The following is a 26190-nucleotide window of genomic DNA, read 5'->3' as shown; positions in this document are numbered from 1 at the left end:
CTCAGCGCCGTTTCAGCGTATCACCATAGGTGATCGTGGGGTTGAGGGTCACATGACGTTCGATCTCGGCCTCGGGATCTTCCAGCTGCGCGGCAATGATCTCTGCCGCCTTGCGCCCGATTTCCTGGCGGCAGGCATCCATGGTGGCCAGCTTGCGCGGCAGGCCCTGCAACAACTCCACCCCATTAAAACCTGCAAGGCCGATCTGACCCGGCACATCAATGCCCTGTTCCAGCAGGTACAAAAGCCCACCGGCCCCGATCATATCGTTGGAATAATAGAGAAAATCCAGCTCTGGCGAGCGCTCCAGCATTTCCGCCGTCATCTCGCGCCCCTTGGCGAGCGCCGAGCCGCCGGAATAAAAGGCGCGATCCTCGATCTCCACACCTTCCTTGGCCAGCGCCTCGGTAAAGCCTTCGAACCGTTTGCGGGCACGGTGATCGAGCGGCATCTTGGTGCCCATGAAACCGATGTGACGATACCCGGCCTTGAGGATCGCCTTGGCCATCTCGCGGCCCGCGCGGCGATGGGAGATCCCCACCATCGCATCCACCGGCTTGCCGTCGGTATCCATGATCTCCACCACCGGGATCCCGGCGGCGTTCAGCATGGCGCGGGCCGCCTCGGTGTGCTCAAGACCAGCAATAATCACCCCAGAGGGACGCCAGGACAGCATCTCATAAAGGACCTTTTCCTCTTTCTCGGGCTGATAATCGGTGACACCGACCACGGGTTGTAACTCGGTGTTTTCCAGCACTTTGTTGATGCCGGTCAGCACTTCGGGAAAGACCATGTTCGACAGCGACGGAATGATGACAGCCACCAGGTTCACCCTTTTGGAGGCAAGCGCCCCGGCGATCTTGTTGGGCACATATCCCAGCTCCTTGGCGGCGGTCAGAACCTTGCTGCGGGTCTTGTCCGACACATCGCCGCGATTGCGGAGCACCCGGCTGACGGTCATTTCGGAGACACCGGTCGCTTCTGAGACGTCACGAAGGGTGAGCGGGCGCTTGTTGTCGGTGGTCACGGGCGTGGGCCTCTTTGGGTTTGTTTATCCGATGTTAGCGCAGACAGCGCGGAATGCACAATGGGAACTGCAACGGGGCAACGCTTCGAAAACACGCAGGCCCCGAGCGCGCCCCCATTGTGATGACAGAGACGATTTGCTATCGCGTAAACACGCGCGGCCCCGTGGCTCAACTGGATAGAGCAGCCCCCTCCTAAGGGGCAGGTTACAGGTTCGAATCCTGTCGGGGTCGCCAGTTTCACAAAGTCTGATGCCTTATCTGCGGCTCAGCTTGTCCAGAAGAAAGTCCTGTCACATCATCTTCCCAACGGTTTGGAATGGTTTCTCGGTCCAGTATTCCGACATGGCTGTCTAAAGGATTGAGGGTTTGCGCAGCATAGGCCGACAGGGTAGGCACAGGGCAAATCGTGACAAGAGACCGATCTGACCCATGGCTTTGAAACCTGCCCGTGCCTGGCAACGGATGTTGTCCGGGCGTCGTCTGGACCTTCTGGATCCCACCCCTGTGGATATCGAGATCGAGGATATCGCCCACGGGCTGGCCTTCGTGGCGCGCTGGAACGGACAGACAGAAGGGGATTTTGCCTATTCAGTGGCCGAGCATTCGCTGTTGGTCGAAACCCTGTTCACCCGGCTTTATCCAAAGGCGCCGGTAAAATGGCGTCTTGCCGCGCTGCTGCATGATGCCCCGGAATATGTGATCGGAGACATGATCTCCCCGGTGAAGGCCGCCGTCGGCCCCGGCTATGAAAGCCTGGACGAGCGGCTGACCACAGCGATCCATGTCCGGTTTGGCCTGCCCGCCGCCCTGCCAAAGACCATCAAATCCAAGATCAAGCGGGCCGACAAGGTCAGCGCCTGGATGGAGGCGGTGCAGATCGCCGGGTTTTCTGAAACAGAGGCCAACAGGTTCTTTGGTCGCCCCGATCAACAGATGATCGCAGACCTGTCGATCCGGCTGCGCCCGCCGGTCGAGGTGCGCCATGAGTTCGTCGCACGACATGCCGAGTTGTTGGGGCTGCTCTAGGGGGCGCTTCTGGCTGCGCGGCGGGCGCGGCGCATCTCGCGGACCCGTTGCTGTTTGAACTCAGGCGATTCCACAAACCGATCTCCACCGCCAAATCCCTTGTCCATCAGGATCTGACTGCGCTCCACATCGCTCAGAACCGGCCACTGGGCATCCGGGGCAATGAACCCATGCTGCGCGAGGGCACGACCGATGACCGCGTGGTCGATCTCGCCAAAACTGTTGCGGTTCGATGTCGGCTTGTTCTTTGGCACCCATTCGGTGCGCAATGCGCCGATCACCACCGGGTTGCAGCGGCAGAAATGCGCGACATTTGAGGCCAACAGGTTATTGGCCCCCGAGCGACGCCGCAGAACGATGGCCACCTTCTGATCTGGGCGCCCCACCATGGCATAAAGGTGAATGGCCGACCCATCTGCCGCGATCACATGTTTGGCGGCCTTGTAGCGCGCCAGTTGTTCGCGCAGGTTGTGCTCTTGCGGGTGGAATATCTCGTAGCCTTCGCCGCGCAGCCGCTCTTCCATCTGCTCTTCGCCCAATAGACCGCCCTTGCTGAGACCCAGCTTCGAGCGGGAGATATAGATCCTGCCCGGCCCTTCCGGTTTCACATCTCGGGCAAAGCCGCTGTGAATGGCGGAGCGGAACTTGCGCGTCCCTTGCGTGATCTGCCCAAGGCCAAAGCCCTGCCCCGGCACGACAAGCTCTTCGACCTCCGAAGGCTCTGCGGCGACGCGGATCGGCATTCCGGGTGCAAAAAGATCTATGAAATCGCGCTGAAAGCCGCGCGTCTCACCTCCTACGCTCGGGCGTTTGGGAATAAACAGAACCCCGTCCACCGGCTGATCCAGATGCGCCAGCGCCCACAGACGGGACGAGCTTTCCACCAGGAAATGGCCAAAATGCACCCATAGAACGCCACCCCAAAGCCAGCGGCCCGAAATCGTTTCCCTGATCGCCTTTGGCTGGTCTGGTGCAATGGTGATCGGGCGGAACCTGCGCCACAGGGCGCCTTCCCGGCAATAGGTTCCGTCCTCCTTCAGAATTCCGGCCTTCTGGACCAGGGCGCTTTCGACGGGCGGTACGACGCGCGCGTTCCTGAGGGTCACGATCTGTTCGGACCACCCGCCCCCCGGCATCGGCTGATTATCGGGTCCGGTGCCGAGATCTGTCATCTGGTATCCTGTCGTGGCAAGAGCCGCTTATTTCGGGCTGCGCTTTGCAAGGATCCGCTGAAGGGTCCGGCGGTGCATATTCAGCCTGCGCGCCGTTTCCGAGACATTACGGTCGCACAGCTCGTAAATCCGCTGGATATGCTCCCAGCGCACGCGGTCCGCGCTCATCGGGTTTTCCGGCGGTGGCGGCAACTCATCCTCGGAGGCCAGCAGCGCGTTGGTGATGTCGGTCGCATCGGCGGGCTTTGACAGATAGTCCGTCGCGCCGATCTTGACGGCGGCCACGGCAGTGGCAATCGCGCCATATCCCGTGAGAACCACAACCCTGCTGTCGGGGCGTTTTTCGCGGATCACCTCGACCACATCAAGGCCGTTGCCATCCTCAAGCCTCAGATCGACAACCGCGTAAGCCGGTGGACGCGCCGTTGCGATGGCGCTTCCGCCAGCAACCGAGCCTGCGGTCTCAACCTCAAAGCCGCGTTTTTCCATGGCCTTGGCCAAACGCCGCAGGAACGGTTCATCGTCATCGACCAGCAAAAGGGATTTGTCGGGTCCGATGTCCTTTTGTGCCGCGTCACCCATGCCTGCTCCTTCCGCGTACCATCGTCATATTCTTGTTATTGATATTATGCGCTGGAAGGGAAAGGTCAAATGACGGCCATGCCTACATGTTATCGATAAAGCAGCCGATTTTGTCCGCCATCTGCTGGGGCGTGTCATCGCGGCGGAAGAACTCGACGAATCCCTCTTGCGGCAGAACAAGGTAAGAGAAGGTCGAATGATCCACGAGGTAGTAATCCTCATCCCCGTCCTGTTTTTTGTAATAGGTCTTGTAGGCCTGGCTTGCGGCCTTGACTTGTTCGGGCGATCCGGTGAGGCCAATCATCTTTTCATGCATGTTGTAGGCAAAGTCGCCGACCACCTCGGGCGTGTCGCGGTCAGGGTCGATGGAGATGAAAACAGGGGTGACGCTATAGCCGCGCTCGCTCAGCACATCCACGGCCTCGGCATTGCGCGAGACATCCAGCGGGCAGACATCGGGACAGAAAGTATAGCCGAAGTACACCAGAGCAGGCTCGGTGATCACATCCTTGTCGGTAACGGTCTCTCCCTTGGCGTTCAGCAGTTCGAACGGGCCGCCAATGGTGCCCGCGCCACCGGCGATGCTGCTGCTGCGGCACTGGGCAAACTTGTCGTCACTGTCACCGGGGCGGGTCAGGAACCAGGTTCCACCGGCGACGATGGCAATGAAAATTACGGCAAGCAGAGCGTAGAGGCGGGTCATTTGATCACACTTTACTAAAAGGAAGGGTTGTTGATCGTTTCGGGCGCCAGACCTATCAAGAAACTCAGCCGATGCAACTGGCGCAAGGCGTCACACCACGGATCGGCGCGAAATCGTGATGATATCCGGTGAAGATGCCGCAGATCAGGAGATCCAGATGAGCGAAACCCAGTTCGGCCTGATGCACGGGCAGGAGCGCAGCCACTGGATTCGTCTGCGCACGCTGATCCTCCTGAGATGGGTGGCCATTGCAGGGCAGGTCACGGCCATCTTTGTCGCCCAATATGTCTATGAGCTGCAGCTGGAACTGACCTTGTGTTTTCTGGCTGTCGGCATCGCCGTTGTGGGCAACCTCGTTGTCACCTTCATGTACCCTGAGAACAAGCGCCTGTCGGAATTTGAGAATTTTCTGATGGTGTTCTTTGATCTGCTGCAACTGTCCTTTCTGCTCTATCTGACAGGCGGTCTGCACAATCCCTTTGCTCTTCTGGTGCTGGCACCGGTGACGATCTCTGCCGCCATGATGGGTCTGCGCCCAACCCTGATCATCGGCGGCGCCGCCATCATCCTTGTGACTTTGATGGCTGAATTCCACTTTTCACTGCGCACCGAACAGGGGTTCCTGCTGCGCGTCCCGGACATCTTCGTCTTTGGCAACTGGACCGCAATCGTGATCGCGATCCTGTTCATTGGCGCCTATTCCTTTCGCATCAGCGCCGAGATCCGCAGCATGTCCGACGCGCTGGCCGCGACGCAGCTGGCGCTGTCGCGTGAACAGAAACTGACCGACCTGGGCGGCGTTGTGGCCGCCGCCGCGCATGAGCTGGGCACTCCGCTCGCGACCATCAAGCTGACCAGCGCCGAGCTGCTGGACGAGTTGGAAGACCGCCCAGACCTGCGCGAAGACGCGGCCCTGATCCGCGAGCAGGCCGACCGCTGCCGGGACATCCTGCGCAGCATGGGGCGGGCGGGCAAAGACGACCTGCATCTGCGCCAGGCGCCTTTTTCGACAGTGATTCACGAAGCTGCGGAACCGCATATGAACCGTGGCAAGACGATCATCCTGCACGAAGCGCCGCTGTCCGCAGATAGTCTTCAGCAGCCAACAATCCTGCGCAAACCCGAAATCATTCACGGGCTGCGCAACCTGGTGCAAAATGCCGTCGACTTTTCAGGTGGTACGGTCTGGATCGATGCGGCCTGGGATGACGAGGTCATCCGAGTGACAATCAGCGACGACGGGCGCGGGTATCCACCACATCTGCTGGGGCGGATTGGTGACCCTTTCGTGCGACGTCGGCGTTTGCCATCGGATCGCAGGCAACGCCCGGAATACGAAGGCATGGGACTGGGATTGTTCATCGCCAAAACGTTGCTGGAACGCAGCGGCGCCGCCTTGCGGTTCACCAACGGTTCGAACCCTTTGCCCGGCCTGGTCCTGCCTAAAGATAGGCTCGGCGCTATTGTCGAGGTTTCCTGGCCCCGCGACAAAATTGACGCTCTTCACGGAGAAAACGCCGTTCCGAAGGGTGAAAACCGAAAAATCGAATTTTAGCTATTCATTTTTTGGCAACTAATTAAACTTCACTTAACCATTATTGGTGAACCATTGACGAACGATAGGTGACCCAGGCAGGACAACATGCAGAACATCGTTTCGATCGAATGGTTAATCTTGGCAGCCCTCTGCGCCGCGACGGCTGCTGCTGCGGTGTGGTGGCTTTCCCCGGCCACGCGATCCAACTCGCTCAAGCAGGATCTTCTGACCAGCGACGGACGCACGGATGCCGTTTTCCTGTTCGACGACACCACCCTGATCGGCTGGTCTTCGGGCGCGCGCAAGTTCATTGGTGAACATGCGGAAAGTTTTAGCTGGAACATGCTGCGCGACCAGTTGGCCCGCAACTATCCTGGCCTGCCCCAATCCCCCGGCTTCCTAAAGGACGTCGGCCCTCTTGTTCTGTCCGGTACTGCCGCCGCGGAAAGCCGCGAAGCCCATTGCGAATGGATCGACGGGATCACCCGCGTTCAACTGCGCCGCTCGACCCTTGATGAACAGAACCGGTCACTCGATCAGGAACTGACGACCCTGCGCGCGGCCGTCCACCAGGCACCCTATCCGGTGTGGCTGCAATCGGACGAAGGGGAAATCACCTGGTCGAATCTGGCCTATGACGATCTGGTCCAGAAGATCCGCGGGCGCGACTCGGATGTGACTAACCCTTTGTTCACCGAGCTGGACCAGCCCAAGGCCAGTGGAAAGCCTGAGCGGATCTCGATCCCCCTGCCCGAAAGCAACAAGCGCCTGTGGTACAATATCTCGACCACCGAAACCGAGGCCGGCTGGCTGTGCCACGCGGTCGATGTGAACGCTGTGGTAGACGCAGAGGTGGCCCAGCGCAACTTTGTGCAGACCCTCGCAAAGACCTTTGCCCAGCTCTCGATCGGTCTTGCGATCTTTGACCGCAACCGCCAACTGGTGCTGTTCAACCCGGTCCTGGTGGATCTGACGGCGCTGTCGCCCGATTTCCTCAGCTCGCGTCCCAACCTTATGAGCTTTTTCGACCGTCTGCGCGATCAGCGCATGATGCCCGAGCCGAAAAACTATTCCAGCTGGCGTCAGCAGATGGAGGACCTTCTGAAAGCTGCGGCAGAAGGGAACTACCAGGAAACCTGGTCACTGCCCTCGGGTTCTGTCTACTCCGTCTCGGGCCGCCCCCATCCCGATGGCGCCATTGCCTTCCTTTTCGAAGACATCACCGCCGAAGTGTCCCTGACGCGTCAGTTCCGCTCCGAGCTGGAAATGGGCCAGTCGATCATGGATCAGATGGACGAAGCCATCGCGGTCTTTGCCAATGACGGCACCATGACCTTCTCGAACACCGCATACCACAATCTTTGGAAAATGGATCCCGATGCCAGCTTTGCCAAGGTGTCGATCATGGATGCCAGCCGCATCTGGCAGGACACCTGCGCACCCACCCCGGCCTGGGGCGAGATCCGCGATTTCGTGGCCGCCAACGACACGCGCCAGCCCTGGTGGGCAAATGTGAAACTGCGCGATGGCACCCCGCTGATGTGCAAGGTCACCGGCATCCCGAACGGTGCAACCATGGTCAGCTTCCGCGACCCGCAAACCAGCTTGCCGCGCGCCGATCAGGAACGCTTTGCCATCACCGATCAGAGCTGACGAACAACCTCGCCCGGCGCCTCATCCGCCGGGCGATCCCGCTTGCAGCGACGGGCGCGCAAGGCCATTGTGTGGCCATGATCGAAAGCCCCCATTCCTGCACCCTTGATACACCCGATAAGACCGCCGAACTGGCCGAACAGATCGCCGGGACCCTGCGTCCGGGCGATTGCCTGCTGCTGGAGGGCCCGATCGGCGCCGGCAAGACCCATTTTGCGCGCAACCTGATCCAGTCGCTTCAGGAGGTGCCCGAGGATGTACCCTCACCCACTTTCACATTGGTGCAGACCTACGATCTTCCAGAGGGAGATCTGTGGCACGCTGACCTTTACCGGCTGACCTCGCTCGACGAAATCGAAGAGCTGGGCCTCATCGCAGCCTTTGACGATGCCATCACCCTGGTCGAGTGGCCGGACAGGCTGGAAGAGCTGACGCCCGCCCATGCCCTGCATCTGACCTTTGACCTTGATCCCGAAAACGAGGACGCCCGCCGCCTGACCCTGCAGTGGAGTGATGAGAAATGGCAGCCATTGATGGAGCGCATATTTCCATGACAGACAGATCGGAGCTGATTGCCGCGTTTCTTGAAGAGGCAGGCTATGGTGCCTGGTCGCGTGCCCCGCTGGCCGGGGATGCCTCCATGCGCCAGTACGAACGGCTCACCTCCCCGACTGGCGAAACGGCGGTCCTGATGGACGCCCCGCCGGACAAGGGCGAGGATATCCGCCCCTTTGTCGAGGTCGACGCCTACCTGCGCGACCAGGGCATAAGCGCCCCTGAAATCCTCGCGCAGGACGCCGAAACGGGTCTCTTGCTGACCGAAGATCTGGGCGATGCGCTGTTCAGCAGCGTCATTGCCCGGGAGCCAAAGCAGGAAATGCCGCTGTATCGCGCTGCGACGGATCTTCTGATTTCCCTCCACCGGGCGCCAGTTCCTGACCTTACCCTCCTGGGCCCGCGCGTGATGGCCGAGATGGCTAGCCTCGTGATGACCTCCTACCGCGCTGGTATCCTCGGAGAAGAGGATCCGGTGCTCACCCACCGGTTTGAGGATCAGTTCGAAGACATCCTGCGCGCAAGCGTGAAATCCGATCCCGTCTTCGTGCACCGTGATTTTCACGCGCAGAACCTGTTGTGGCTGCCGGACCGAGAGGGCATTGCCCGCGTCGGGGTGATCGACTTTCAGGACGCCCGCACAGGGCATCCCGCCTATGATCTGGCTTCACTTCTTCAGGACGCGCGCCGCGATGTCCCTGCAGGGGTCGAGATGCAGATGATGGACCACTATATCGAAACCTCCGGTGTCGATCCGTCGGGCTTTCGCACCGCCTATGCGGTGATCGGTGTGCAGCGCAACCTCAGGATTCTCGGGATATTTGCGCGACTGTCGCAGGAGATGGGCAAGCCGCAGTACCTTGACCTGATCCCCCGCGTCTGGGACCACGTCATGCGGGGGCTGGACCATCCCGCCCTGGCGCCGTTGTCAGATTGGCTGAGGGACGAACTGCCCGCGCCCAGTGCCGAAAACCTCGACAGGCTCAGATAGATGGATAGATCTTTCCCACGCTCGGTCATGGTCTATGCCGCCGGTTTCGGCACCCGAATGAAGGCTCTGACCCGCGACATTCCAAAGCCCATGATCCCGGTCGCCGGTCGTCCGCTGATCGATCACACGCTGGATCTGGCCCGCGCGGTTGGGCCTGACCGGATCGTGGTCAACACCCATTACAAGGCCGATATCCTGCAGAACCATCTGGCGCTCCAAGCGGTTCTGATCAGCGACGAGCAGCCCGGGATCCTTGATACCGGCGGTGGCCTGCGCCATGCTTTGCCGCTCTTGGGCGAGGGGCCGATTTACACCTCCAATTCGGACGCGATCTGGAGCGGTCCCAACCCGTTTCAGTTGCTGCGCGCGGCATGGGATCCTGCGCGAATGGACGGCCTGATGCTGTGTGTGCCGCTGGCGCGGGCCGTTGGGCGCCAGGGCGGCGGCGATTTCTCGTCCGATGGGAACGGGCGTATCTCCTGGGGCGGTGGTCTGGTCTGGGGCGGAGTGCAGATCATCAAGACGGACGGGTTGCGCGCCATCGACGAGCAGGCCTTTTCCACCCGCCTGCTCTGGAACCCGATGATCGACGCCGGGCGCCTTGTGGCACTGGAATACCCCGGCCACTGGTGCGATGTCGGCCACCCCGAGGGGATCGCCCTGGCCGAACAGATGCTGGCAAACGTCCATGTTTGAACCACAGGAAAGACCCCGCGTTTTTGCCGTGCCATGCGGCGTCGATTTCCCGCGCGCCCTGGTCAAGGGGCTAATCGCCCGCAGCGCAGGGCATCCGCCCGAGGCCCTGGCCCGCGCCGAAGTCATCGTCAACACCGCCCGTATGCAGCGCCGGGTGCGCAGCCTGTTCGATGCTGGTCCCACCCTACTCTTGCCGCGTCTGATGCTGCTCACCGATCTGGCCCAGCGCGCCGCGCTTAGCGGGTTGCCTCCGGCCCTGCCCGCCCTGCGCCGTCGGCTCGAACTGTCGCAGCTAATCGCCAAGCTGCTCGATGCACAGCCTGATCTGGCGTCGCGCGCCTCGCTCTATGATCTTTCCGACAGCCTTGCGACGCTGTTCGACGAGATGCAAAGCGAAGGCGTCAGCCCGGAGACCATCCGCAATCTGGACGTTTCCGATCAATCCGACCACTGGTCACGCGCCCAGCAGTTCATTGCCATCGCCGATGAATTCGTGGACCGCACGGATGACGCCATGGACAAGGAGGCCCGCCAGCGGCAGGTGGTGCTGAACCTGATCGACCAGTGGCAGAACTCCCCGCCGCAACACCCGGTCATCCTTGCCGGCTCGACCGGGTCACGGGGCACCACCTTGATGCTGATGGAGGCGATTGCCCGCCTGCCCCAAGGCGCGGTGGTGCTGCCCGGATTCGATTTCGACCAACCGGATCGCGTCTGGGAGGGGCTGGACGATCCGCTGATCTCCGAAGATCATCCGCAGTACCGATTTTACAAGCTGATGAAGGATCTGGAGCTGTCACCGCGCGATGTGCAGCCCTGGACCCCGGATGCCCCGCCCTACCCGGCGCGCAACCGGATGGTCTCGCTCGCGCTGCGCCCCGCGCCCGTGACCGACGCCTGGATGAGCGAGGGACCACAGCTGACCGATCTAGACCACGCGACCGACACCATCACGCTGGTCGAAGCCCCGAACCCAAGGGCAGAGGCGCTCGCCATCGCCTTGCGCCTGCGGCAGGCCGCCGAGGATGGCCAGACCGCCGCGCTGATCACCCCGGACCGGATGCTGACGCGGCAGGTCTCCGCCGCTCTGGATCGCTGGGACATCCTGCCAGATGACTCCGCTGGCCAGCCCCTGCAACTCTCCCCGCCCGGCCGGTTCCTGCGCCATGTGGCAGAGCTGTTCTGTCACGAGTTGACGCCGGACAGGCTGCTAACGCTGCTGAAACACCCGCTGACCCATGACGGACCAGACGCGGCGCGCGGGGAACATCTACGCCACACCCGCGACTATGAGTTGCACCTGCGCCGCAAGGGTCCGCCCTTCCCGGATGCAGACAGCTTTGCCGCCTATGCCGCTACACATGATCTGCTGCCCGGCTGGGCCGATTGGCTGAGTGAACAGTTCGCCGATCAGTCCATCTCCGGCACTTTGCACCTGTCTGATTGGATCGCCCGCCTGCGAATTCGCGCCGAAGGCATTGCAGCGGGCAGTCAGACGACCGGCAGCGGCACCCTGTGGGACAAGAAGGCCGGTCAAAAGGCTCTAGAAGTGATCATCGACCTCGAAGAGAACGCCCACTACGGCGGCGAGATGAACGCCCACGATTTTGCCGATCTTCTGGGCGCGCTTCTGGCGCAAGGAGAGGTCCGCGACCGCGATGCGCCCTATGGCTCGATCATGATCTGGGGCACGCTTGAGGCCCGTGTTCAGGGCGCCGATCTTGTCATACTTGCGGGCCTCAACGAGGGCAGCTGGCCCGAGGCCGCCAGCCCCGATCCCTGGCTCAATCGCCAGATGCGCCACAAGGCGGGTCTACTGTTGCCCGAGCGGCGCATCGGTCTGTCGGCGCATGATTTCCAGCAGGCCGTGGCCGCGCCCGAGGTCTGGCTGACCCGCGCCGTGCGTTCGGAAGAGGCCGATACGGTCCCTTCGCGCTGGCTCAACCGGATGCAGAATTTGCTGCGCGGTCTGCCGGATCAAGGCGGTCGCGCGGCCCTTGATGCGATGCGCGCCCGTGGTCAGGTCTGGCTTGACTGGTCCACCGTGCTAGAGGCGCCGCTGCCGAGCGATCCCGCCCAGCGCCCTGCCCCACGCCCGCCTGTTTACGCACGTCCCCGCAGGCTGTCGGTCACCGAAATCCCGCGCCTGATCCGCGATCCTTACGCGATCTACGCAAAGCACGTGCTGCGCCTGAAACCACTCGATCCGCTGATGCGGGAACCCGATGCGCTGCTGCGCGGGATCGTCGTGCACAAGGTCTTCGAGGATTTCATCCGCGACAGCCGCGACAACCCGGATCTGCTGACGCCAGAGATACTAATCGAACGCACCCGCGAACAATTGCAGGCCGAGGTTCCCTGGCCCGTCGCCCGCAGCCTGTGGCTGGCGCGGATTGCCCGCATAGCCGAAAGCTTTGTCGCCGGAGAGCAGACCCGCCGCGCCAATGCACGCCCATCGGGCTTTGAACTGAAAGGCGGGGTCACGCTTGCTCCCCTTGATTTCGAGATCATCGGTCAAGCCGACCGGATCGACGTGGACGCACGTGGCTGCCTGCATCTGTTCGACTACAAGACCGGCGATCCGCCAACCGAGAAACAACAGCGCGCCTTTGACAAACAGCTGTTGATCGAGGCCGCCATGGCCGAACAGGGCGCGTTCAGGGACTATGGCGCCGCGCGGGTGGAACGGGCGGTCTTCATCGGCCTCAAATCCCCAATCAAGGAGGTCCCCGCGCCGCTTGCGGATGAACCTCCGGCCAAGGTCTGGTCGGAACTCAAGACACTGATCGAAGCCTATTTCGACCCCGCGCAGGGCTACAGTAGCCGCCGCATGGTCCACCGGGACGATTTTGCCGGGGATTACGACCACCTTGCACGCTTTGGCGAATGGGACCGCAGCGACACGCCGAAGCCGGAGGATCTGACATGAACGCCCCCCGCGATGCGGCATCCGAGGCACAGTTTCGCGCCGCACGGCCCGATGCCTCGACCTGGCTGGCGGCCAATGCCGGATCGGGCAAGACCAAGGTTCTGACTGACAGGGTGGCACGGCTGCTGCTGCGGGGCGTTCAGCCGCAGCATATCCTCTGCCTGACCTACACCAAGGCCGCCGCCAGCGAGATGCAGAACCGCCTGTTCCAGCGCTTGGGCGAATGGGCAATGCTGGGGGATACTGAGCTTGCCGCCGCGCTAGAGGAACTGGGTGCCAGCGACGTGGCCCATGGCGAGGGGCTGGCACAGGCACGCACGCTGTTTGCCCGCGCGATTGAAACGCCCGGTGGCCTCAAGATCCAGACGATCCACTCCTTCTGTTCCTCCCTGTTGCGGCGCTTCCCGCTTGAGGCCGGCGTCAGCCCGCAGTTTGCCGAGATGGAAGACCGCGCAGCCACTCTGCTGCGCGCCGAAATCGTCGAGGACATTGCCAGGGGGCCAGAAGCGCATCTGGTGGACGCCCTTGCCCGCCATGTGGCCGGCAGCGATTTTGACGAGCTGACCGCCGCCATCTGCCAACGCCGAGCCGAGTTCGCAGCGCCCCTGGATCGCGCAGGGCTACTGAAACTGTTCGAGCTGCCCGAAGGATTTGATGCCGGCGCGCTGGAAGATCTCGTGTTTCTTGGTGGCGAGGCCGACCTTCTGGCCCGCACCCGCGAGATGCTGGCCCAAGGTGGAACAAACGATCAGAAAGCCGCCGTGAAACTGGCTGGGATCGGGGTGCCCTCTATCGATGATTTGCCATTGTTAGAGTCTGTTTTTCTGACTGGGGCCAGCGCCAAGGAGCCGTTCATCGGCAAGATCGGCAGCTTCCCGACGAAAAAGCTGCGCGAGGCGCATGCCGATCTGATGGACCGGCTGGAACCCTTCATGCTGCGGGTAGAAGATGCCCGCGCCAAACGCCTTGCCCTGATGGCAGCAGAGAAGTCCAAAGACCTTCATGCCTTTGCCGCAGCATTCCTGCCGGAGTACGAACGGCGCAAGCAGCTGCGCGGCTGGCTCGACTTCGATGACCTGATCCTGAAGGCGCGGAACCTCTTGAACGATCCGGCGGTGGCGGCCTGGGTGCTCTATCGCCTTGATGGCGGGATTGATCACATCCTGGTGGACGAGGCGCAGGACACCAGCCCGGTGCAATGGGACGTGATCGAGAAACTCGCGCAGGAATTCACATCAGGCGCCGGGGCGCGGTCCGAGGTGGAGCGCACGATTTTCGTGGTCGGCGACAAGAAACAGTCGATCTACTCCTTCCAGGGTGCCGACCCCGATGCCTTTGACCGCATGCAGGAAGAGTTCGGGCAACGTCTGGCCGAGACAGGCGCGGGCCTTCAGAATGCAGCGCTGGAGTTTTCCTTCCGTTCCTCGGCAGCGATCCTGAAGCTGGTCGATCTGGTATTTCAGGATTTCCCCCGCGCAGGGTTTCACAAAGAGTCCCTTCACCGCGCCTTCAAGTCCGACCTGCCGGGGCGGGTGGATCTCTGGCCAGCGGTGGAAAAGGTGGACGAGGAAGAGGACCGCGACTGGACCGACCCTGTCGACCGGCCGGGTGCACGCCATCACACGGTAATCCTGGCCGAGCGGATCGCCCGTGAAATCAAGCGGATGATCGACGACAAGGTCACCATCCCCGAAGACTGCCCCACCCGCGGCACTTTCCAGCGCCGCCCGGTACATGCGGGCGATTTTCTGATCCTTGTGCAACGCCGGTCCGAGCTGTTTTCCGAAATCATCCGCGCCTGCAAGGCCGCGCGCCTGCCCATCGCCGGGGCCGACCGTCTGAAGGTAGGCGCGGAACTGGCGGTCAAGGACATCGCCGCGCTTTTGTCCTTCCTCGCCACCCCCGAGGACAACCTGTCGCTGGCCGCCGCGCTGAAATCACCGCTGTTTGGCTGGTCCGAGCAGATGCTGTTTGACCTTGCGCACCGTCGCAAGCCGGGCAGCTACCTGTGGACCGCCCTGCGAGAGCGGGCGGGTGAGTTCCGCGACACGATGGAAATCCTTGACGATCTGCGCAGCCAGACCGATTTCCTGCGTCCCTATGACCTGATCGAACGGGTGCTGACCCGCCACAAGGGGCGCCAGCGGCTATTGGGGCGTCTCGGCCCCGAGGCGGAGGACGGGATCAACGCGCTGTTGTCCCAGGCGCTGGCCTATGAACGCACGGATATTCCCAGCCTCACCGGGTTTCTGGTCTGGATGCAGACCGACGATCTGGAGATCAAGCGCCAGATGGGCGCGGCTGGCGATATGATCCGGGTGATGTCGGTGCATGGCTCCAAGGGGCTGGAGGCGCCGATCGTGATCCTGCCCGATACCGCCAAGCGCAAGCCGCCGACCGATGCCGAAATCATCGTGGCAGAGGGCGCGCCTTTGTGGCGGGTTCCCAAGGACCAAATGCCAGCGGCGATGCTGGCCGCGCGCGATGCCGCGCAGGAGAAGCAGCGGAATGAACGGCTGCGGCTCTTGTATGTGGCTCTGACACGGGCGGAAAAGTGGCTGATCGTCGCCAGCGCCGGAGAGCTGTCGAAAGAGGGCGACAGCTGGTACCAGATGGTCGAAGGCGCCCTGCGCACCGGCGGCGGGGTCGAGGCCGACATGCCCGGCGGGCCGGGCCTGCGGATGCAGCATGGCGATTGGGAGGGGCTGGAACTTGTCCATCGCGAAGCGCCCGAAACCAAAACGGTCTCACTACCGGACCTCTTTACGCGCCCTGCCCCGCCCTATGTTGCGCCCGATGCGACCCTCAGCCCGTCCGAACTGGGCGGCGCCAAGGCTCTGCCTGGCGATCAGGGGCTGGACGAGGAGGTTGCCAAAGCGCGCGGAACGGCCCTTCACCTGCTGCTTGAGCACCTTCCCGGACAACCCCAGGACAGGTGGCCCGACCTTGCGCAGAGCCTTCTGGAAAACGCAGAAGACACTGAGCCGTTGTTGGCAGAAACCAGCGCCGTGCTGCGCAACCCGGATCTGACCCATGTCTTTGTCCCCGATACCCTGGCCGAAGTGCCCGTCACTGCCGAAATCGATGGCCTGCGCCTGCATGGGGTGATCGACCGGCTGATCGTAGGACCGGATCGTGTTCTTGCGGTGGACTTCAAATCAAACGCAACTGTGCCGCAAACGGTGGCGGACTGCCCCGAAGGATTGCTGCGGCAAATGGGCGCCTATGCCCTTGCCTTGGCACAGATCTACCCGGACAAGACCGTGGAAACCGCCCTTTTGTGGACCCGTAACGCGAGCCTGATGCCCCTGCCGCACGATCTTGTGACTGCGGCCTTTGCACGACACGGGGAACCTTGACGAGACCTTAAGCCCTACCTAGGTTCTGCATCCAGTTGCCACTCATCTCAGGAGACATTTCCATGTCCACCGTAGCCGTCACCGACGAAACCTTTGACGCAGAAGTCAAGAATTCTCCCGTTCCCGTAGTCGTGGACTTCTGGGCCGAATGGTGCGGCCCCTGCAAGCAGATTGGCCCGGCTCTGGAAGAGCTGGCCGCTGAATACGGTGACAAGGTGAAAATCGCCAAGGTCGATGTCGACAGCAACCCGAACTCTGCCGCCGCCATGGGCGTGCGCGGCATTCCGGCGCTGTTCATCTTCAAGGACGGTCAGGTTGTCTCCAACCGCGCCGGTGCCGCTCCCAAGGCCGCACTGCAAAGCTGGATCAACGAAAGCATCTGATCCGCTGTCACTCGGATCGACAGGTTAATGGGGCGCCAAGGTGGCGCCCTTTTTCTTTGCGTGCCACAATGTCGGAACGTCGACACGCCACAGGGCATGGAAAGAGGTTTTCTTTGAAGCTGCTCACCGATTTCCTGAGAACAATGCCGGTCACAGGGCTGGTGATTGGTCTTGCGCTGTTCTGCGCGTCTCTTACGCCATCCCTGCTGCCCCGGGTGCCCATGGTGCAAGGGGCCCTTGCCGGCGTGGCCTTTGGTGTTGGTTATGGCATAGGCAATATGGTCCTGTCGGTCTGGCGGTTCTTTGAATTGCCCCTTCTGGCTGGGACATGGCGCAGACGCGCGGCAGTGTCAGCTCTTGGCGCAGGGTCCGTAGTGGCAGCCCTGACCCTGTCCCGCATGAGCGAATGGCAGAACTCTATTCGCACCTTGATGGAAATGCCCCCCGTCGACAGCGGCTATCCTTTCACGGTGCTGGGAGTGGCCCTGCTGACCGGGCTTGTCCTGTTGCTGATCGCACGGGCAGTTCTTCGTCTAGGCCGCGCGGTTTCAGGCTGGGTGAACCGGATCCTGCCACGGCGGATTTCCATCGGGCTCGGCAGCATCTTGGTTGCGATCTTCCTTGGATCCCTGTTCGACGGGCTGGTGCTGCGCCGCGCGCTGGCCTTCATGGACCGCACCTTTGCCGAGGTGGATCTGATCATCGACTCGGGCGTCAAAGCCCCGCGAGAGTTTTCCGATCCGGACGCGGTCCTTCGCTGGGCCGATGTTGGACGCAACGGCAAGAGGTTCCTGACCGACGGACCAAACCGCGCCGAGATCGAAGCCTTCACCGGGCGGCCTGCATTACAGCCCATCCGCGTTTATGCCGGTCTCAACACCGCCGAAGACCTGAATGAGCGTGCAGAGGCCGCGGTGGCAGAACTGAAACGACAAGGCGGGTTCGACCGTTCGGTCCTTGTTGTCGCCAGCCCGACCGGCACAGGGTGGCTTGATCCCGGTGCCGTGCAGCCTCTGCCCTATCTGCATGACGGCGATCTTGCGATCGTGTCGATGCAGTATTCCTATCTGCCCAGCTGGCTGACTCTGATGGTGGACCCTAGCCGGTCCTCGCAGGCATCACGCGCCTTGTTTCAGGCGATCTTTTCCCATTGGAGAACCCTGCCCAAGGATCAAAGACCCCGGCTGTACCTTTTTGGTCTCAGCCTCGGTTCGTTAGGGTCCGAAGCCTCCACTGACCTGGTTGAGCTGTTGGCCGACCCGATTCATGGGGCCTTCTGGGCCGGGCCGCCCTTTGCCAGTTCTGGCTGGCCACGACTGACACGCAACCGGCAGGTCGGATCACCAGAATGGCAGCCGCTGTATCGCGATGGCGCCATGGTGCGCTTCATGACCCAGGACGGATTTACCGATGTGGACTTCGCCGATTGGGGGCCTCTGCGCATCGTCTACCTGCAACATGCCAGTGACCCTATGAGCTTTTTCTCCACCAGCCTGGCCTTCACACACCCCGCGTGGCTGGGCGCAGAGCGGGGACGCGATATCTCACCCTATTTCAGGTGGTTCCCGGTGGTCACCTTCCTTCAGGTCGGTTTTGATATCCCGATGGCGACCTCTGTTTCACAGGGCTACGGCCACAATTTCATCCCGGCGGAATATATCGACGGCTGGATCGCGGTGATGGAACCGAAGAACTGGACCGAAGCGGACACGGCCAGGCTCAAAGAAATCTTCGCGGATTTTTCCGCTTCTCCGATCTGATCCGCAATCCGCCCCTTTTCCCTTGTCGTCGTTCCCGGCAAAGTGATCGCACAGAACAGGAGGAACCTCATGGCCAAAACCCGGGTATTGGTCGAATTCGGAATGGGCACGTCGCTGCGCCGCGCCGATTATACCGAGGCCGCAAAACGCGCGATCACAGATGCGCTGTGGCACAACTCGATCAACGTGGCAGAGTTGTTCGACTTTCCAAAAGAAGCCATGATCATCGATGCCGAGATCGGCGTTCAGGACCCTGATCAGGTGGACGCCGAGGCCCTGAAAGCGATCTTTCCCTACGGACGCCCCGATATCCGCATCAGCAAGGGCGGTCTTGATATCGACAAACCCGGCGGCGGCAAGACAGTGATCGCCAATGCTGCGGTCATCGTCTCATTCGAGATGGAGGCCGTGTGATGGCGGACAAACGCATCATTCTGGAAATGGGCACCGGCAATGACCTCTATGGTCAGGACTACACCAAGGCGGCCCGGCGTGCGGTGCAGGACGCGCTGCACCATTCCTCGATCACGCTGTTTTCCGAGCTGGGCATCGATCATTCAGAAATGCGGGTCGAAGTGACCATTGCGGTGCAAAATCCCGAAGCCGTGGATTGCGATCAGGTGGCTGGTGATCTGCCGCGGGGCCGGGCAAAGGTGCGGGCCGTTTTCGGAGGGCTTGATGTGCCGGGCGCAGATGGCAAGGCACCGCATGTTATTGCCACGGCAGCGATCGAGGCCTGGCTGCCGGATCAGGCCGGGCGCTATCGCTGGTCTGAGTAGACCCCCAAAGAGCGAAAAGCCGCCCGGAAATGGACGGCTTTGCTAGCGATGAGGTGTCATTGGAAAATCTGCCTGTCAGATCAGATCTTTGCAATATCGTCGCGGGTCAGGCCGATATCAGCCAGCTGAGCGTCGGTCAGACGGTACAGGGCACGGCGGGTCAAGCGGGCTTCGCGCGCTTCAAGGAATGCGGTTTTTGCATTCAGAAGAGTGTCAACCGCGCGGAGAACGGCAACGGCTCCGAGAGGTGCATGGATGTTTGCAGTTGTGGCCATGTCGGGCATCCTAAAACAAGATAACCGGCCCCATGCCGGTTCTCAGGCTCATGTAGGAGACCACCCTGAGTCTCACAATTGCCCGTTTTACAGCCCTGATCTGCAGGCAATGCATAACAAATGACCAATTCGTTAACAAAAGACCCATCGGAGCGTTGTTTGCCCTGTCCACATACACGGTTGAGCCTGACGTCCCCAACGCCCATATATGCTGCAACGAGATTGGAGGCACAGATGGCAGACGACCAATTCCCCGGCTGGCACGGGACCACCATCATCGGCGTCAAGAAAGACGGGCTGGTGGTGATTGCCGGCGATGGCCAGGTCTCGCTTGGCCAGACCGTGATCAAGGGCAGCGCCCGCAAGGTGCGGCGCCTGTCGCCCGGTGGTTATGACGTGGTGGCGGGTTTTGCCGGCTCGACCGCAGACGCCTTTACGCTGCTGGAACGGCTTGAGACCAAACTGGAGGCAACACCCGGCCAACTGGCCCGCGCCAGCGTCGAACTCGCCAAGGATTGGCGCACGGACAAATACCTGCAAAAGCTTGAGGCTATGCTGATCGTCACCGATGGTACGGATCTGTTGGTGATCACCGGCGCCGGCGATGTGCTGGAACCAGAACATGATGTGGCCGCCATCGGATCTGGCGGCAATTTTGCTCTGGCTGCCGCCCGCGCCATGATGGACAGCGAAAAATCCGCCGAAACCGTTGCGCGCGAGGCGATGGCTATTGCCGCCGACATCTGTGTCTACACGAATGGCAACCTGACGGTCGAAACCATCGGGGCGGGGCACTGAGGTGTCGGACATCGACCGCAATGACCTGCGCGCCGCTGTCGGTTCGGGCCTATTGACCGAGGCGCAGGCGGCTTCGTTGCTGGCGCTGGCCCAAAGCCGCAAGGGCGCGCGGGAAAACCTGCCAGAAGGGGATGAGCCGTTCGAGCTGTTCAAGGGCTTCAACGAGATCTTCATCGTCATCGGCCTGTTGATCCTGGCCTCGGGCTGGGCGGCGGTCACGGCCACCTCTCTGGCAGGCAGCCTTGGCGGATATCAGGACAAGGCCGTCACAGCCGCTATCATCGGGGCTGCAATCCTTTGGGCCTTGTCCGAGTACTTTGTCCGCCGTCGTCGCATGGTGGCTCCGGCGATTGCCCTGTCGATCCTCTGGGCCACGAATGCCGGAATGGGGCTGACGTCTCAGTTTTCGCAGCCCTTCATGATGGCGCAGGCGGATTATTCCAGCATGCAGCTCCCCTTTGCCCTGACGACTGCGGCCATCGCGGTCTACTGGCTGCGGTTCAAGGTGCCCTTTGCCATGGCGCTGATCGCGCTTGGCGTTTTTGCGCTCGCGCTTCTGATGGGCGCGATCCGCATGGGCACGCCCGAGGACATCGGCGATTTCTTTCTGCTCTCGGCCAGCGGCCCCTTTGCCTGGATCACGCTTCTGGTGGGGCTCGCCGTGTTCATCGTCGCGATGGTTTTTGACATGAGCGATCCGCACCGGGTCACGCGCCGCTCGGCACAGGGGTTCTGGCTACACGTGGTTGCGGCCCCTGCCCTTGTGAACACCATCGCGCTCAGCCTTCTGGAAAACGGCAGCAGTGGCGCACATCTGTTGCTGCTGGGGGTGCTGTTTGCCTTTGCCGTTGTTGCGATCGTGATCGACCGGCGGTCTTTCCTGATCGCCGCCATCGGCTATAGCGTGACACTGGCCGGAACCGTTTTCGATGGCGAGGGCGCCGCATCGACCATTCTGGTGCTGGGCGTCTTCCTTGTGGCGCTCGGGGCCTTCTGGACCCGCATTCGCGCTGCGCTTCTTTCACCCCTGTCCGGGCTGGTGCCGCTGGATCGGCTGCCGCCCTCACACTGATACGGGAACTCTCATGTCTGACCTCACCCCCCGCGAAATCGTTTCGGAACTGGACCGGTTCATCATCGGCCAGAAAGAGGCAAAACGCGCCGTAGCTGTCGCCCTACGCAACCGCTGGCGACGCAAACAACTGGGCGATGACCTGCGCGATGAGGTCTACCCCAAGAACATCCTGATGATCGGCCCCACCGGGGTCGGCAAGACCGAGATCAGCCGCCGTCTGGCAAGACTGGCCCGCGCGCCCTTCATCAAGGTCGAAGCAACCAAGTTCACCGAAGTCGGTTATGTGGGCCGTGACGTGGAGCAGATCGTGCGGGACCTGGTGGACACCGCGATCCTGCAGACCCGCGAATTCATGCGCGAAGACGTCAAGACCAAGGCCCACAAGGCCGCCGAGGATCGCGTCATTACCGCCATCGCCGGGACCGAAGCCCGTGACAGCACCCGCGAGGTGTTCCGCAAGAAGCTGAAATCGGGTGAGCTGGACAATACGGTGATCGAACTGGAGGTCGCGGACACTTCTAACCCCATGGGCGGGATGTTCGACATACCCGGCCAGCCCGGCGCAATGGGCGGGATGATGAACCTTGGCGATCTGTTTGGAAAAGCGCTCGGCGGGCGCACGGTCAAAAAGCGCCTCACCGTCGCCGAAAGCTATGAGGTGCTGATCGGTGAAGAAGCCGACAAGCTTCTGGATGATGAAACCGTGACCCGCGCGGCGCTCGATGCCGTCGAACAGAACGGAATTGTATTCCTGGATGAAATCGACAAGGTCTGCGCCCGTTCAGATGCACGTGGCGGCGATGTCAGCCGTGAAGGCGTGCAGCGGGACCTTCTGCCGCTGATCGAAGGCACTACGGTCAGTACCAAACATGGCCCGGTGAAGACCGACCATATCCTGTTCATTGCCTCGGGCGCGTTTCATATCGCCAAGCCTTCCGATCTGTTGCCGGAACTGCAGGGGCGTTTGCCGATCCGGGTCAACCTGCGCGCGCTCAGCGAAAAGGATTTCGTCCGCATCCTGACCGAGACCGACAATGCTCTGACCCGCCAGTACGCCGCGCTGATGGGTACCGAAGATGTGAAGGTGACCTTCACGGAAGACGGGATCGCAGCCATGGCCAAGATCGCAGCCGAGGTGAACCAATCGATCGAGAACATTGGTGCGCGACGTCTTTATACGGTCATGGAGCGGGTGTTTGAGGAGTTGTCCTTTTCAGCCCCCGACCGGGCCGGCGAGGCGATCACGGTAGATGCAAAATTCGTAACCTCGAATCTCGGGGAGCTGACTCGCTCAACCGATCTCAGCCGCTACGTGCTGTAACGATCTTACCCTGAAATCGGAGATGCCGCTTGGTAACAGGCGGCATTCATTCTATCCGTGGCACTGTTTGTTTTGGGACGGCTGATATGCGGCGCCTTCGAATCCTCTTGGTCCTTCTTTCCTTTGTCGCTGCGTGCGGCCCGCGGCCCTATACGCCCACAATGCCCGAGGCGCTGGATATCGGCACGCCAAAGACGATCTTTGCCGCAACAATCAGAGACTCGCAGCCGGAAGGCGGTTTTGGGGCCGGACGCACCGACGGCTATCACCTCTTGGAGCTGACCGTCTCCATCCCGCCAAACCACAAGCCCGGTCACCTCGTCTTTGCCGGCGAAAACCCGGATCCCCGAACAGAATTCACCATGGCCGCCAGACGGACGTTCGAGACCTCTGCCGCCTTTTCTGATCGCCTCAATCAGGAACTGCTGAAGTATCCGCCCGATGAGCAGGACATCACCGTCTTTGTGCATGGCTATAATTCGACCCAGTCGGAAACCGCCTTTCGCGCGGCGCAGCTGACAAACGATATCGGGGTTCCCGGTGCAACAGTGGTCTACTCGTGGCCAAGTCTCGGCAGCCCTTTGGGATATGCCTATGACGCCGACAGCGTGATATTTGCGCGGGATGGTCTGGAGCGCCTTCTCAAAAGCCTGAGCCGCACCAAGGCCCGGCGCGTTGTTCTGGTTGCACACTCAATGGGATCGATGCTGACCATGGAGACCCTGCGCCAGATCGAAATCGGCGCGCCCGGCTGGGCGGCCCGTCACCTGGACGGCGTCATACTGTTGTCGCCGGATCTCGATCTTGACGTGTTCAAAAGTCAGATGAGCCGGTTTGACCCAGTGCCACAGCCTTTTCTTGTTTTCATATCGCGCAAAGACAAGATCCTGACCGTGTCACAGCGCCTTCGCGGCACCCATAGCAGGTCACGGCTTGGCAATCTGGCCTCGGTTGAGGATCTTGAAGACCTGCCGATCAGCGTCATCGATACCACCGCCTATGCCGATACGGCCAATTCGGGGCATCTGGTGGCGGGCACCTCCCCTGCCCTTCTGGCGATCCTGAGCGCGGCGCAGCAGACAGCGCGGTCTTTCAATAGCAAAGGGCTGGTCTTCAATACCATCCTTCCACCGCCGCAGATCCAAAAAGAGAAAGTGGAGGATCTGTCGCTGGTTCGCCTGATCGAAAGCCCGCGATGAACGCCCGAAGTCTCTAACGGCTGCGACGCAGGTAGACGTAATAGGCGCCCTCCCCGCCATGGCTGATATGGGCGGGTGTGATCTGCAATACCGCCTGTGCCAGAGGCGGAAGCGCCAGCCATTGCGGCACCCTGTGGCGCAGCACGCCACGCGGTGTGGGGATCGGACCAGGCTCGTCCCTGTCCTTGCCCTTGCCCGTCACTACAAGCACCAGGCGCTTGCCCGAGGCCTGAGCGGACAGGATGAACCGGGTCAGCGCCGGGTGCGCCGTATCCACGCGCATTCCGTGCAGGTCCAGCTTCCCTTCAGGGCGCAGCTTGCCCCTTTTCATGCGCCGATAGGCCTTTTCGTCCATTTGCACCGGCGCGGTTACCAAGGATTTGGAAACCGGCGCCTTGAGGTCATGCTTTGCAGGTTTGCTGCGGGCGCGGCTGCCAATGCGAAAGGCATCGATCTGTGGCTCGGCGTGGGGATGCGGAGTCTTTTTCGGCCTGGGCTTTGGAAGCGGCAGATCCGGTGGGGTCGAATGGCTGCCGGGATGCAGCCGCTCTGCGTGTTTCACGACCTTGTGCCAGAGGTCAATTTCATCCGAGGTCAGCTTGCGGCGGGTCATTAGAACTCTTCCGGCAACATGGCATAGGCGCGCTGGATCGGCAAAAGAACAATCATACGCCCCGGATCGCGCAGACGACCAGCCGCCTGCCCCGCAGTATCCCCCGTACCGAAAAAGATATCCGCGCGCTGCGCGCCTTTGATAGCGGAACCCGTGTCCTGGGCAATCATCAAACGGCGCAATGGAGTCTCACCGTCTTTCTCCACCCAGACCGGCGCGCCAAGGGGCGTGAATTTCGGATCGACAGCGATACTGCGCATCGCGGTGACAGACCGGTTCATGGCCCCAAGCGGTCCATCTGCGGCGCGCACCCGTCGGACTTCTCGAAAGAAAACATAGGACGGGTTGTGCATCAGCAGCTCATGGCCTGCGACCGGATTGCGCCGCACCCAGGCCTTGATAACCTGCGCGCTGACCTGATGGGCTTTGTAGATGCCCCGGCGCACCATTTCCGCCCCGATGGATTTGTAGGGATGGCCGTTGGCGCCGCCATAGCCGACGCGGACGGTTGATCCATCCTGCATTCTGATCCGACCCGACCCCTGGATTTGCAGAAAGAACAGCTCGACCGGGTCGTCCACCCAGGCGATCTCAAGGCCACGCCCCTCCATCACGCCACTTGTCAGGATGTCACGGCGCGGGAGCCACAGGTTTGTCTCACGCGCCTCGCGCGGCAGCCTGTAGACGGGGTAACGGAATCGATCCGTCCGGTAACGGGAGCCGTCCAGCTCAGGTTCGAAATACCCAGTGAACAGGGCGGTGTCCGCGCCATCCTGGATAAGAACCGGCCGGAAGAAGAGTTCAAAGAATGTCCGCGCCGCATCCGGGGCTTCCGATTGTACCTGAGACTGAGCAAGCGCACACAGACTGTGCCAATCGGGATCATCAAGATCGGGGCAGGTTTCAAGAAAGACGTCCAGAGCCGCAGCGTGGTCGTCCTTTTCCCAGCCATCAAGCTGAGAAAAATCCACAAGCGAATATGCAGTCTCGCCGGATGCACCCGAGGCGGTCATGGCAGCGCCCAGGAAGGCCGCTGCCCGCAGTGACGCCCGGAGCGCACCAATCATGCGTCCGTGGCCACCAGTTGCCAGTTCGGATCGCTTTCGCCCATGGCGCGCGCAAAAGTCCAGGTGTCTTTCAAGCGTTTGATGGCCTTGGGGTCTCCCTCGACGATCTCACCGTCCTTGTTGCGCACGACCGAAGTCATCTCCGCCACGAAACGCATGGTGATTTCTCCGGTGCGGGTGGCTTCGTCAAACCGGGCGTCCTCGATAGCGGTTTCCCGCACGCCGATGAATTCGGCCTCGATGGTCAGACCCTGATCCTCACGCTGGGACACGGCGTCGACAAAGCTCTCGTAGACGTCTTCGGCCAGGAAGGGCTGGATCTCATTCAGATCACCATTCTCGAACCCCATCAGGATCATCTCGTAGGCGCCGCGCGCGCCCTGAACAAAGTCCTGAACCTGAAACGACGGGTCCGCCCGTTTCATCGCGGCAAGTGCATCAGCCTGCAAAGAGCCCTCGTCGACGTAGTCCGTAATGTCACGATCCGGGCCCCCTTCGATCACCTCGAAATCAGGACGTCGTTTGTCGGCTGTCGGCATCTGTTGCGGTGCCGGCTTTTCAAACCCCTCACGGGTGCCCAATACGCTTTTCAGGCGCAGGATCAGGAAGACGGCGATGCCGGCCAATACCAAAATCTGAATCAAGGGCGACTCCATGTGAACCTCATGCTAGGCAACCATGCCTTGTTT

24 protein-coding genes and 1 tRNA gene are annotated in these 26190 nt (G+C 61.5%); 17 read left to right on the top strand and 8 right to left on the bottom strand.

Annotated elements, in window-relative coordinates; genetic code table 11:
* Position 1: 1 nt before the first annotated feature.
* Positions 2–1027: a LacI family DNA-binding transcriptional regulator gene (locus tag AADA15_RS14830; protein WP_341642337.1), complete on the bottom strand. Its 1026-nt coding sequence runs from the start codon at positions 1025–1027 to the stop codon at positions 2–4.
* A 158-nt stretch (positions 1028–1185) separates the two neighbouring features.
* Between AADA15_RS14830 and AADA15_RS14825 the strand changes: the two genes are divergently transcribed.
* Together AADA15_RS14825 and AADA15_RS14820 are read left to right on the top strand one after the other, a co-directional pair.
* A tRNA-Arg gene (locus AADA15_RS14825) sits at positions 1186–1262 on the top strand.
* Positions 1263–1457: 195 nt separating this feature from the next.
* Complete coding sequence (locus AADA15_RS14820; RefSeq protein ID WP_341642336.1) at positions 1458–2054, top strand: HD domain-containing protein; 597 nt, start codon at positions 1458–1460, stop codon at positions 2052–2054.
* On the opposite strand, the gene AADA15_RS14815 is transcribed toward AADA15_RS14820, so the two are convergent.
* The 3 genes from AADA15_RS14815 to AADA15_RS14805 all read right to left on the bottom strand — a co-directional run bounded on the left by AADA15_RS14815 (position 2051) and on the right by AADA15_RS14805 (position 4511).
* A complete protein-coding gene (locus tag AADA15_RS14815) occupies positions 2051–3226 on the bottom strand; it encodes a glycosyltransferase 61 family protein (protein WP_341642335.1) in 1176 nt (391 codons plus the stop codon). The genes AADA15_RS14820 and AADA15_RS14815 overlap by 4 nt on opposite strands.
* 27 nt (positions 3227–3253) lie before the next feature.
* Positions 3254–3808: an ActR/PrrA/RegA family redox response regulator transcription factor gene (locus AADA15_RS14810; protein WP_341642334.1), complete on the bottom strand. Its 555-nt coding sequence runs from the start codon at positions 3806–3808 to the stop codon at positions 3254–3256.
* Between the two features lie 82 nt (positions 3809–3890).
* Entirely contained in the window at positions 3891–4511 is a 621-nt protein-coding gene (locus AADA15_RS14805) for an SCO family protein (protein ID WP_341642333.1), read from the bottom strand.
* A gap of 157 nt (positions 4512–4668) precedes the next feature.
* Here AADA15_RS14805 and regB point away from each other — a divergent pair, with 157 nt between their 5' ends.
* The 11 genes from regB to AADA15_RS14750 all read left to right on the top strand — a co-directional run bounded on the left by regB (position 4669) and on the right by AADA15_RS14750 (position 19153).
* Entirely contained in the window at positions 4669–6066 is a 1398-nt protein-coding gene (gene regB, locus AADA15_RS14800) for a sensor histidine kinase RegB (protein WP_341642332.1), read from the top strand.
* A gap of 87 nt (positions 6067–6153) precedes the next feature.
* Positions 6154–7701 carry a PAS-domain containing protein gene (locus AADA15_RS14795; protein WP_341642331.1) on the top strand — a complete coding sequence of 516 codons (1548 nt, stop codon included), beginning with the start codon at positions 6154–6156 and terminating at the stop codon, positions 7699–7701.
* A gap of 77 nt (positions 7702–7778) precedes the next feature.
* Complete coding sequence (tsaE, locus tag AADA15_RS14790) at positions 7779–8255, top strand: tRNA (adenosine(37)-N6)-threonylcarbamoyltransferase complex ATPase subunit type 1 TsaE (protein WP_341642330.1); 477 nt, start codon at positions 7779–7781, stop codon at positions 8253–8255.
* On the top strand, positions 8252–9247 hold the full coding sequence (locus tag AADA15_RS14785) for an aminoglycoside phosphotransferase family protein (protein WP_341642329.1): 996 nt from the start codon (positions 8252–8254) through the stop codon (positions 9245–9247). The genes tsaE and AADA15_RS14785 overlap by 4 nt, the downstream gene beginning before the upstream one ends.
* Positions 9248–9943: a nucleotidyltransferase family protein gene (locus tag AADA15_RS14780; protein WP_341642328.1), complete on the top strand. Its 696-nt coding sequence runs from the start codon at positions 9248–9250 to the stop codon at positions 9941–9943.
* Positions 9936–12872 carry a double-strand break repair protein AddB gene (gene addB, locus AADA15_RS14775; protein ID WP_341642327.1) on the top strand — a complete coding sequence of 979 codons (2937 nt, stop codon included), beginning with the start codon at positions 9936–9938 and terminating at the stop codon, positions 12870–12872. Before AADA15_RS14780 ends, addB begins: the two co-directional genes overlap by 8 nt.
* A complete protein-coding gene (gene addA, locus AADA15_RS14770; RefSeq protein WP_341642326.1) occupies positions 12869–16231 on the top strand; it encodes a double-strand break repair helicase AddA in 3363 nt (1120 codons plus the stop codon). Before addB ends, addA begins: the two co-directional genes overlap by 4 nt.
* A 62-nt stretch (positions 16232–16293) precedes the next feature.
* Positions 16294–16614, top strand: a complete 321-nt coding sequence (gene trxA, locus AADA15_RS14765; RefSeq protein ID WP_341642325.1) for a thioredoxin — start codon at positions 16294–16296, stop codon at positions 16612–16614.
* A 113-nt stretch (positions 16615–16727) separates the two neighbouring features.
* A complete protein-coding gene (locus AADA15_RS14760) occupies positions 16728–18374 on the top strand; it encodes an alpha/beta hydrolase (RefSeq protein ID WP_341642324.1) in 1647 nt (548 codons plus the stop codon).
* A 69-nt stretch (positions 18375–18443) separates the two neighbouring features.
* A complete protein-coding gene (locus tag AADA15_RS14755) occupies positions 18444–18788 on the top strand; it encodes a Lin0512 family protein (RefSeq protein WP_341642323.1) in 345 nt (114 codons plus the stop codon).
* Complete coding sequence (locus AADA15_RS14750; RefSeq protein WP_341642322.1) at positions 18788–19153, top strand: Lin0512 family protein; 366 nt, start codon at positions 18788–18790, stop codon at positions 19151–19153. The genes AADA15_RS14755 and AADA15_RS14750 overlap by 1 nt, the downstream gene beginning before the upstream one ends.
* A gap of 80 nt (positions 19154–19233) precedes the next feature.
* Here AADA15_RS14750 and AADA15_RS14745 read toward each other — a convergent pair whose 3' ends face one another.
* Positions 19234–19428, bottom strand: a complete 195-nt coding sequence (locus tag AADA15_RS14745) for a DUF1127 domain-containing protein (protein WP_341642321.1) — start codon at positions 19426–19428, stop codon at positions 19234–19236.
* Between the two features lie 234 nt (positions 19429–19662).
* On the opposite strand from AADA15_RS14745, the gene hslV reads away from it, so the two are divergent.
* The 4 genes from hslV (at position 19663) to AADA15_RS14725 (ending at position 23821) form a co-directional block, all read left to right on the top strand.
* Positions 19663–20226, top strand: a complete 564-nt coding sequence (gene hslV, locus AADA15_RS14740; protein ID WP_341642320.1) for an ATP-dependent protease subunit HslV — start codon at positions 19663–19665, stop codon at positions 20224–20226.
* A 1-nt stretch (position 20227) separates the two neighbouring features.
* The gene (locus AADA15_RS14735) at positions 20228–21298 is read left to right on the top strand and encodes a hypothetical protein (RefSeq protein ID WP_341642319.1); all 1071 of its coding nucleotides are present in this window, start codon (positions 20228–20230) and stop codon (positions 21296–21298) included.
* Between the two features lie 13 nt (positions 21299–21311).
* Complete coding sequence (gene hslU, locus AADA15_RS14730; protein WP_341642318.1) at positions 21312–22622, top strand: ATP-dependent protease ATPase subunit HslU; 1311 nt, start codon at positions 21312–21314, stop codon at positions 22620–22622.
* Between the two features lie 86 nt (positions 22623–22708).
* Positions 22709–23821 carry an alpha/beta hydrolase gene (locus tag AADA15_RS14725; protein ID WP_341642317.1) on the top strand — a complete coding sequence of 371 codons (1113 nt, stop codon included), beginning with the start codon at positions 22709–22711 and terminating at the stop codon, positions 23819–23821.
* Positions 23822–23834: 13 nt separating this feature from the next.
* On the opposite strand, the gene AADA15_RS14720 is transcribed toward AADA15_RS14725, so the two are convergent.
* From AADA15_RS14720 to AADA15_RS14710, 3 genes are read right to left on the bottom strand one after another with little or no spacing between them, the layout of a single operon-like run.
* Entirely contained in the window at positions 23835–24434 is a 600-nt protein-coding gene (locus AADA15_RS14720) for a Smr/MutS family protein (RefSeq protein ID WP_341642316.1), read from the bottom strand.
* Entirely contained in the window at positions 24434–25501 is a 1068-nt protein-coding gene (mltA, locus tag AADA15_RS14715) for a murein transglycosylase A (protein ID WP_341642315.1), read from the bottom strand. Before mltA ends, AADA15_RS14720 begins: the two co-directional genes overlap by 1 nt.
* The gene (locus tag AADA15_RS14710) at positions 25498–26157 is read right to left on the bottom strand and encodes a Tim44/TimA family putative adaptor protein (protein ID WP_341642314.1); all 660 of its coding nucleotides are present in this window, start codon (positions 26155–26157) and stop codon (positions 25498–25500) included. The genes mltA and AADA15_RS14710 overlap by 4 nt, the downstream gene beginning before the upstream one ends.
* Between the last annotated feature and the right edge of the window lie 33 nt (positions 26158–26190).

This window comes from Phycobacter sedimenti, assembly GCF_038148855.1.
Lineage (GTDB): Bacteria > Pseudomonadota > Alphaproteobacteria > Rhodobacterales > Rhodobacteraceae > Phycobacter > Phycobacter sedimenti.
The sequence above is the reverse complement of the archived record's forward strand: the minus strand, read 5'-3'. Positions and strand labels throughout refer to the sequence as shown.

What these genes read in the sequence shown, in the direction of transcription:
- AADA15_RS14815 (WP_341642335.1), bottom strand. Translation starts at nt 3,226, where the DNA reads ATGACAGATCTCGGCACCGGACCCGATAATCAGCCGATGCCGGGGGGC.
- AADA15_RS14820 (WP_341642336.1), top strand. Translation starts at nt 1,458, where the DNA reads ATGGCTTTGAAACCTGCCCGTGCCTGGCAACGGATGTTGTCCGGGCGT.
- AADA15_RS14810 (WP_341642334.1), bottom strand. Translation starts at nt 3,808, where the DNA reads ATGGGTGACGCGGCACAAAAGGACATCGGACCCGACAAATCCCTTTTG.
- AADA15_RS14805 (WP_341642333.1), bottom strand. Translation starts at nt 4,511, where the DNA reads ATGACCCGCCTCTACGCTCTGCTTGCCGTAATTTTCATTGCCATCGTC.
- AADA15_RS14710 (WP_341642314.1), bottom strand. Translation starts at nt 26,157, where the DNA reads ATGGAGTCGCCCTTGATTCAGATTTTGGTATTGGCCGGCATCGCCGTC.
- AADA15_RS14795 (WP_341642331.1), top strand. Translation starts at nt 6,154, where the DNA reads ATGCAGAACATCGTTTCGATCGAATGGTTAATCTTGGCAGCCCTCTGC.
- AADA15_RS14745 (WP_341642321.1), bottom strand. Translation starts at nt 19,428, where the DNA reads ATGGCCACAACTGCAAACATCCATGCACCTCTCGGAGCCGTTGCCGTT.
- AADA15_RS14755 (WP_341642323.1), top strand. Translation starts at nt 18,444, where the DNA reads ATGGCCAAAACCCGGGTATTGGTCGAATTCGGAATGGGCACGTCGCTG.
- trxA (WP_341642325.1), top strand. Translation starts at nt 16,294, where the DNA reads ATGTCCACCGTAGCCGTCACCGACGAAACCTTTGACGCAGAAGTCAAG.
- AADA15_RS14720 (WP_341642316.1), bottom strand. Translation starts at nt 24,434, where the DNA reads ATGACCCGCCGCAAGCTGACCTCGGATGAAATTGACCTCTGGCACAAG.
- AADA15_RS14750 (WP_341642322.1), top strand. Translation starts at nt 18,788, where the DNA reads ATGGCGGACAAACGCATCATTCTGGAAATGGGCACCGGCAATGACCTC.
- AADA15_RS14785 (WP_341642329.1), top strand. Translation starts at nt 8,252, where the DNA reads ATGACAGACAGATCGGAGCTGATTGCCGCGTTTCTTGAAGAGGCAGGC.
- AADA15_RS14725 (WP_341642317.1), top strand. Translation starts at nt 22,709, where the DNA reads ATGCGGCGCCTTCGAATCCTCTTGGTCCTTCTTTCCTTTGTCGCTGCG.
- tsaE (WP_341642330.1), top strand. Translation starts at nt 7,779, where the DNA reads ATGATCGAAAGCCCCCATTCCTGCACCCTTGATACACCCGATAAGACC.
- mltA (WP_341642315.1), bottom strand. Translation starts at nt 25,501, where the DNA reads ATGATTGGTGCGCTCCGGGCGTCACTGCGGGCAGCGGCCTTCCTGGGC.
- hslU (WP_341642318.1), top strand. Translation starts at nt 21,312, where the DNA reads ATGTCTGACCTCACCCCCCGCGAAATCGTTTCGGAACTGGACCGGTTC.
- addA (WP_341642326.1), top strand. Translation starts at nt 12,869, where the DNA reads ATGAACGCCCCCCGCGATGCGGCATCCGAGGCACAGTTTCGCGCCGCA.
- AADA15_RS14780 (WP_341642328.1), top strand. Translation starts at nt 9,248, where the DNA reads ATGGATAGATCTTTCCCACGCTCGGTCATGGTCTATGCCGCCGGTTTC.
- regB (WP_341642332.1), top strand. Translation starts at nt 4,669, where the DNA reads ATGAGCGAAACCCAGTTCGGCCTGATGCACGGGCAGGAGCGCAGCCAC.
- hslV (WP_341642320.1), top strand. Translation starts at nt 19,663, where the DNA reads ATGGCAGACGACCAATTCCCCGGCTGGCACGGGACCACCATCATCGGC.
- addB (WP_341642327.1), top strand. Translation starts at nt 9,936, where the DNA reads ATGTTTGAACCACAGGAAAGACCCCGCGTTTTTGCCGTGCCATGCGGC.